Raw genomic sequence first — 7,095 nt, 5'->3', positions numbered from 1 at the left:
CCCGCGGAGCGGGTACCTGAGCGCTGCGCGCTCAGGAGAGAACCGCCTCGCTGCGCTCGACGGAGCTCGGCTGCGCCGAGCCAGAGCCGGCCCTTCGGGCCGGGGGTCCTACGCTTCGCTTCGGACGGGTTCGGGTACCTCGCTTCGCTCGGTACCCGAACGGGCCGCTCCGCGGCCGGAATGACCCCGTTTCACGGGGTCCGGACCTCCGGCCCGTTGGGCGTGTCCACTCCGCTCCCCTGGGGCCCTTCCGGCTCCGCCTCCAGGACCGATGGCCCGCTGACGCGGGCCGCCAGCAGCAGAACAGGCGGGGCACCCGGGTCGGAGTCTGACCGTCCTGCCCAGCGCAAACAACCAAGCGTGATAACGCAGACATCACTCCGCGAAAACCGGCCAACCACAGTGAGCCCGGGGACCGGCCTCCGGCCGACCCGTGGCCTCCGCTCCGCTGCAGCCATCCCGACCCAGACGCTTGCTGGTTGGACCCTCCTCTCGGAATGCGCCAGTTCTGCAACTGTGGGACTCTGCTCATACGGGACCGCACACCGATACCCGACATCCACTAGGTCTTATCATGAAACTCGGACACGTCATAGCGGCTACGGTTTTGTTGACCCCCATCCCGTTTGCGGGCATGACGAATCCTGCTGCCGCATTTTCCCCCCACACTGTCGTCGTCAGTGGATTGCTGCGTGTGGAAGACAGCGGCAGTACATTTTCAATCCCCCCAAATAAAAGACACCTCGTCAATCTCAATATCCCACCGACGAAATTCACCCTTACGCACACCCGCCCCACCCATCGCGCCGTACATAAAGCGTGTGCAGCAGAGGAGACCCAGGGGCAGCTGACCATCTCACTGGTGCTTCAGCCCTCAGAGAGAGTCGACGCGCTCGCTGAGCTGAAACTGTTTGAGGAGTCGCACTGCGAAAACTACGACCTTGACGGCACCGACTGGGCCTCGGTAAGCGTCCCACCAGGACAAACAGGGCGGATCGAGAATCTCTTCGTAACCAACTCACAGGAGTACGACTCGTGGGATAACGCCTCAGCATCCGTGACCATCGACCATTGGTTCAAAGTAAACCGGCTAAAGAAGATCTGCCCGAACAAACAAGCCTGCTAGCCCATCACCCCCAAGCCGTAGCCAGGCCGCCCTGCGCGCTCAGGAGAGAACCGCCAGGCTGCGCTCGACGGGGCTCGGCTTCGCCGAGCCAGGGTCGGCCCTTCGGGCCGGTGTCCGTCGCTTCGCTCCGGACGGTTCGCGGTTTCGCTTCGCTCCACCCCGAACGGCCTGCTCCGCAGGCCTGGGTGACCCCGTTTCACAGGGTCCGGGTCCTGCGGACCGCTGGGCGGGAATCCCCTGCTTAGCTGAGAGGCAGTTCGGGAAGAAGGCTCCCCTCCCCCTGCGGAGCGTGCCCCATCATGTTGGTCAACTACCCGTCAGCCGGCAAGGGGACCGGGCTAGGGCCAAATGCCAAGAACCGGTATGACAACAACGGCTTCCAGGTTCCGTGCCCGACCAGTGGTGCCCAGTTCGATCCAGTAATCTTGGGTCCAGTTTTTGTCCCAGCCCTGGTTCTGGACGTGGGCGTTACCCGCCATCCTTACCTGATGCTCGTCACTGGGCAGCCAGAGCCTCAATGCTTCCATGGGCCTGTTCTCACCAGAAGTCCCGACCCACACCGAGGTTCCATTGAAGGCAGTGCATCTCCCTCCCTGCCATCCCTTATCCCGGACGTGAGCGTCGGCGCAAATTATCCCAACTGTGCTATACACCCACATTCCCTCGATCGCTCTATTCTGACCAATGGTCCCTGCATATTCCGTCTCGTTGTTGTGAGCATTGTTACACGCCCACGGCTGATCCCCGATACCTGCAACATGCGCCTTAATGCAAATTTGCCCCTGGCCTGCTTCCGCAGGAGTCAATACATCTGCCTGCGCGGGACTCATTCCAGCGCAGGCAAGAACAACTGCCGAGCAAAACATGAAGACCGAGCGAATACCACGCCTCATAACCACTCCTGTCGAGTCTCTTAAACGAGCCCATAAGTGCAAGTAGAGCTTGATCGTTAAGCCTGATGCAGTGTGCCATACGGAATCCACCACGCATGCATCGGCCCCACTTTCACTGCACCCCACCGCAGGCCCAAGTCGCATCCCTTCAAAGGCTCTTGAGTAACCATCAAGACACGCGATGCGGCGACCGCAACCACCGGCAAGAAATCGACCCCTGCCCCCAGCTCCGAGAACGTCCGGGGTGCTCCTCTCCGGAGCGAGACGCAGACTGCTTCATTCTGAACCCGGATGAATTCTGGGGCCACATTGCATGTGCTGCCCTCCCGGCACGTGTCGCGGATCAATGCAGCGGCGCAGTACTCAACCAACCTGCTGCTACGCCGCGCTCCGTTGTCCAGGTCAACTCATCACAGTGACACCAACCTCGCTGCATCACACTGGCCCCGACGCGGCACGCGTACCGACCTGACCAGCGCAAACCAAGCACCACCCCCACCAGACAGCCTCTGCGGCCCCCTGGACAAACAAACGCGGTGTAGCACGGCGCTCGGAAGCCTTCCACAAAGGCGTGACGGCCCTGGCCCAGTACCTCGCCCGCGAAGGCAGCCTGCCCGGCCGCGGGGCGGTCGAGAGGCTGCCAGACGGGGCCGAGCACTGCACCGGAGTGTGGCTGGCCAACCAACGCCAGCGCCGCGACCGGCTGGATGCGCGCAGCTCGCCGCGCTCGCCAACCTCGGCATCGATTGGGCCCGGTAGGAGACCGGGGCGAGGGGTGGTCAGGCTGCCCGGGAGTGCGACTCTCGGGGGCCGTCACGGCCTACTCGCATCGACTCGGCAGCGAGCTGCCGCAGGACCTCCTCTGCCCGTCGGCTGGCGCCGGGGATGTGGCGCAAGTCGGCCAGACGGAGGGCGGCGCCCAGGCGGTGGTCCGTGGTGTCGGAGGCGCCGGCCGCGAGAACCCGCCCCACCTCCAGATCGGACAGTCCGCGCCAGGAATCGGCGGGGTTGGCCGTGACCCGGTCGTAGGTGTCGGCCAGGCGCCGCACCACGCCCGGCACGACGTCGAGGGCGGTCAGGAAGGCGACGCACTGCTGGCGGCTGGCCGGCAATGCCTGCCTGGCGACGATCCGCGCGGCCGAGCTGACCGGCATCAGGTGCGCGCCTCCCGCCCGTGCCTGGAGCTGGCGCAGCGAGGGCGCGCCGGCCTTCTCGTAGAAGTACTCCAGTGCTTCGCTGAGCTGTCCGGCCGTGGTGATCAGCTCGGGCGCAGGAGGGCGGCGCAGGCCCTTCAGACGGCCGCGGTCGGCCGCCCGGGCGGACCTCCACAGCTCCACGATCCCGCCCCGCGGCTCACCGCCGCAGGCCGCGGTGAGCGTCGTCCAAGACGGCACCGTGCGGCCCGAGGACGCCCGCTTGAGCGTCGCCGCCGACAGCCCTGTCCGGGCAGCGAGTTCGTCGTAGGTCAGCCCGGACTGCGCCCGCAGCTGCCGCAGCGCCGCGGCCAGCTCGCCGCGCGCCCGGACCGTGTAGTCGACGGGGAGTTCACGACGTCCCATGACCCGCCCCCTACCGGCCGGCCTGAAGAGCGGCCCGGACCGCCGCCGCGAGCACACCACGGCCGCCCGGCATCACCGCGATGATCAAGGCCGCACCGATGGCACCCGCACCGCCCAGCAGCCGGAAGACGTCGCCCATCGGCATCCCCCGCAGGCTCAGCACCACCGCCGGGACGAACACCACCGCCAACACCACACTGATCACGACCGCCTGCGGCATCGTCAGACCGGGCGTCCGGTGCTGCACTCCGGGCTGCCGTCCGTCCGAGCGGGCAGGCTCCTGCCTTACTCCCATGACACGTCCTTGTCCGGGACGCCGAGCAAGGCGCCCCTGAAGTAGTCGAGGGACGGGAGGGCGCGGGACAGCGCCCTCCCGTCATCGGTGACTCCGCGCCAAGTGGCGCTCCCCCAGGGGCGATTGGCGTCGCGATCCCGGGGGTCACAAGCATGACAGAACGTGACCGGCACACGAAGCCCGGTTCCCCCACCGAGGATCCGGAAAGACTCGAATGTCCATTGATTCGTTCATCGGTGTACCTGACCCAGTGCCACTTATTGATGATTCGTCAGTAGGTGCTCTGACCTGCGTAAACGCTTCCAATCGACACCGGCCCCCGCGGCCGCCCCACACGCCGGGGGCCGGTTGACACCCGAGCAACGCCCGTGCAGTGCGGCACCCGGCCCCATTCGTCCACGCGCGTCCAAGCGGAAGTTGTCTTCGTGTAGTCAAAGAGGGCACGATGGGCATCACAACGTCGGGAAACCGGCGGACCCCTGAAGTAGGTGACTCCGCAGCAGGGACAAAGAGAGCACCGCGTTGGCGCGCGAGTGCCTCACATCAGGGCCGGCCCCCACACCCGGGGACCGGCCCTGACCCCCAGCTCATCGATGCGGAGAAGGTCCACGCGGCCGTAGCGGGCGATCGACTTGGACAACTGCTTCTCGTCAGCGGCCTCGACGAGCTCGTTGACGAGCTTCGCGGCCAGGGCGTAACGGACGCGATGGCCCTCCATGGCGGCGGCGGTTCCCAGACCGATCAGCAGGTGGGACTTGCCGGTGCCGGAGTCCCCGATCAGGCAGAGGGGCTCGCCCTTCTTGACCCATTCGCAGGTGGCGAGGTTGTTGATCACGGCCGGGACGACGTTGGGGTTCGCGGCGAAGTCGAAGTCGGAGAGCCATTTCTGGCGGGGGAAGCCGACCGCGCGGATCCGTCGTTCCGAGCGTCGCCGGTCGCGGTCCTCGCACTCGGACATCAGCAGCTCCGCGAGGAACCCGCGGTAGGAGAGCTGTTCGCGTTCTTCTCGGGCGACGAGGTCGGGGAACTGAGCCCGCATCGTGGGCAGCCGCGGGATCCGGCACGCGGTGTCGATCGCCGCGTCGGCGGCGGGCTCGGTCAAGTAGTGGTTCGGGCCGGTCATGGCGCGTCCTTCCTGGACTTGTTCAGCAGCTGGTCCCAGCGTTCGAGAGCGGGCAGAGGACGCTGGTCTGTGGGGAGGCGGACGGCTCGGTGGGCGCTGAGGCTGACCACCTCGCTGGGCTCCGGTCCGGGCAGAACCGGTGCGGGCCCGCTGACGGTCACGGTGGGAGAGCGGCCGTCGGACTCGGCGGCCTTTCGAGCTTCCAGGGCCACGACGTCGGCGGTGTGGGCGCCGACTGCCAGGGCCGATCGGATGCCGGCGACCACGTCCCGGTGTTCGAGGTGCCGGTGCAGGAGAAGGACGTGGACCAGTTGTTTAGTGCCCTCGATGTCGCCGTCGGCACTCTTCGCCTCGGCCCAGAACGCTTCGTGAACCGCGGTGAACCTGCCCTCGCGGCGGGCCTGGTCGAGGGCTTCGGAGCCGGCCATCGCGCCGGGCTTGGCCAGGAGCACTTCCAGGAAGTGGTCGAGCACGACTCGCTCGGCGCCCTTGGCTGTGAGTCGGGGGTGACGGGCGATCTCGGTCCGGCCGTGGAAGACGACGAGGTCGCTGGAGCGGAGCACGACCCGGACGGTGCGGCCGATGAAGCGGGCCGGAACGGAGTAGCGGCAGACCCTCACCGCGATCATCCCGTAGCGGTCGACCCTCGGAGTGAACACGGCGCCGGTCTCGAAGCTGTCTGTCGGCTGGGGTATCAGCAGCGCGGACTCGTGGGCGAAGTCCTGCCCGATGGTGCGGATCCGCATCCCGATCCGTCGGCCTTCTTCCGCCCGCTCGAACTCCATGAAGGACGCGTTCAGCTCGTCGAGTGAGTTCACCCGCGGGACGGAAGTGAGGTAGTTGCGGCGGAAGTAGCCGACCTGGCCCTCGACCCCGCCGTTCTCATGGGCCCCGCGAAGGCCCGGCTCGCAGTAGAAAGGGGTGAAGCCGAAATGCCGTCGAAACTCCTCCAACCTGGGATGTTCCTCCCTCGACCGGCTTTTGTGGATCACGCGGGAGACAGCCGGAGAGAGGTTGTCATAGCGGATCTGACCGCCAGGAACACCGCCCAGGGTTCGAAAGGCGTGAACGTGGCCGTCCAAGAACGCTTCCTGCCCGCAGGATGTCGTGATGCGGTGGACCGCCTTGCCCGAGTAGGCGAGACGGAGGGCGAACACGAAGCACTTCGTGCGTTCACCGGCCAGATCGACCCATGCCTCGCCGAAGTCGACCTCGGCGTCCATGCCCGGACGGTTGTGGCGGATCACGAAGCCTGCCGTCGGCGCCGCGCCGGCCGCCTCGGCGATCTCCCGGCACCGCCGGGAGACCTAGTCCCACACGGTCGTGTAAGCGATGTCGGCCTCGCACTCCTGACGCAGTCGCGTCAGGATCCGCTTGACGGTGTGCCGCTGCTTCGGTGGCGCTTCCAGATCCCCCCAGTAGCCACTCGTCGATCGTCTTCTTGAACGGCTCCAACCGGGGCGACGACCGCACTGGAGTCTTCCGCGGCCTGGGCACTGGGGATGCCAGAGCCTTGCGTACCAGCCGACGGTGAACGCCGTACTTGCGGGCCAACGCCCGCATCGGCAGCCCCTCCTGCCACGAGTCACGGCGGATCCGCAGGAACAGCTCTTCCCTCGATAACTCCATCCAGCATCGCCCCCACGCGGTGGCCCTCCACCCGCCGTCCGGTGGGGCCAGATGAGACCGGAACAACCCCCGAACGCTCCCGTACGCCCCCACCCCTGGGGCCAACTCAAGCCGAAAAGTGGAGCCGAATCAGACCGTCAAAGCCACATCCTCGCCGAAGCCGTCGAAGCGCCGCGGGTGTCGGCTCGGCTGCGAGCTGACCGACCGCTCCTGGCGCAGCGCCTGCGACAACGTGGTGCTGACGGACGCGGCCCACCGACGTGGACCACTTCGTATCCGCACCTGCGACGGTCCGAAGAGGCTTTTAGGCAGCTCACACCGTCAGCGGCATACCGCTGACGGTGGACGGGGTTGATGGGGCGGCTCTCTGGCCCGTGCGTTGAGCTCCGCGATAGGGTGGCGATCTTGCTGAAATTTACTGCCTCTGGAAATGAAGTACAGGATGCACATCCTGGACAATCCCTCCGAGC

The 7,095-nt window shown here is 66.6% G+C and carries 4 protein-coding genes and 2 pseudogenes; 1 reads left to right on the top strand and 5 read right to left on the bottom strand.

What is annotated here, in order from left to right:
• Positions 1 to 574 precede the first annotated feature (574 nt).
• Positions 575 to 1,126 (top strand): hypothetical protein, encoded by a 552-nt coding sequence (locus ACFYZS_RS40385; RefSeq protein ID WP_389024567.1) that lies wholly within the window; start codon positions 575 to 577, stop codon positions 1,124 to 1,126.
• A gap of 338 nt (positions 1,127 to 1,464) precedes the next feature.
• Here the strand turns inward: ACFYZS_RS40385 and ACFYZS_RS40380 are convergent, their stop codons facing one another.
• The 5 genes and pseudogenes from ACFYZS_RS40380 to istA all read right to left on the bottom strand — a co-directional run bounded on the left by ACFYZS_RS40380 (position 1,465) and on the right by istA (position 6,625).
• Positions 1,465 to 1,956 (bottom strand): hypothetical protein, encoded by a 492-nt coding sequence (locus ACFYZS_RS40380; protein WP_389024570.1) that lies wholly within the window; start codon positions 1,954 to 1,956, stop codon positions 1,465 to 1,467.
• Between the two features lie 842 nt (positions 1,957 to 2,798).
• Positions 2,799 to 3,578, bottom strand: coding sequence for a helix-turn-helix domain-containing protein (locus ACFYZS_RS40375; RefSeq protein WP_389024565.1), 780 nt, complete (start codon positions 3,576 to 3,578; stop codon positions 2,799 to 2,801).
• A 10-nt stretch (positions 3,579 to 3,588) separates the two neighbouring features.
• Positions 3,589 to 3,873 (bottom strand): hypothetical protein, encoded by a 285-nt coding sequence (locus ACFYZS_RS40370; protein WP_389024562.1) that lies wholly within the window; start codon positions 3,871 to 3,873, stop codon positions 3,589 to 3,591.
• A gap of 580 nt (positions 3,874 to 4,453) precedes the next feature.
• Positions 4,454 to 4,996 (bottom strand): annotated as a pseudogene (locus tag ACFYZS_RS40365) (ATP-binding protein); the annotation flags it as partial.
• Positions 4,993 to 6,625: pseudogene (gene istA / locus ACFYZS_RS40360) on the bottom strand (IS21 family transposase). The pseudogenes istA and ACFYZS_RS40365, both read right to left, overlap by 4 nt.
• Positions 6,626 to 7,095 lie beyond the last annotated feature (470 nt).

The sequence above is a fragment of the Streptomyces sp. NPDC001903 genome, assembly GCF_042891345.1.
Lineage (GTDB): Bacteria > Actinomycetota > Actinomycetes > Streptomycetales > Streptomycetaceae > Streptomyces.
Note: the sequence above shows the minus strand (reverse complement) of the source record. Positions and strands in the feature narration are given on the sequence as shown.

Bases quoted from the DNA above. Each gene is read 5' to 3' on its own strand.
- ACFYZS_RS40375 (WP_389024565.1), bottom strand. From the start codon at position 3,578: ATGGGACGTCGTGAACTCCCCGTCGACTACACGGTCCGGGCGCGCGGC.
- ACFYZS_RS40385 (WP_389024567.1), top strand. From the start codon at position 575: ATGAAACTCGGACACGTCATAGCGGCTACGGTTTTGTTGACCCCCATC.
- ACFYZS_RS40370 (WP_389024562.1), bottom strand. From the start codon at position 3,873: ATGGGAGTAAGGCAGGAGCCTGCCCGCTCGGACGGACGGCAGCCCGGA.
- ACFYZS_RS40380 (WP_389024570.1), bottom strand. From the start codon at position 1,956: ATGAGTCCCGCGCAGGCAGATGTATTGACTCCTGCGGAAGCAGGCCAG.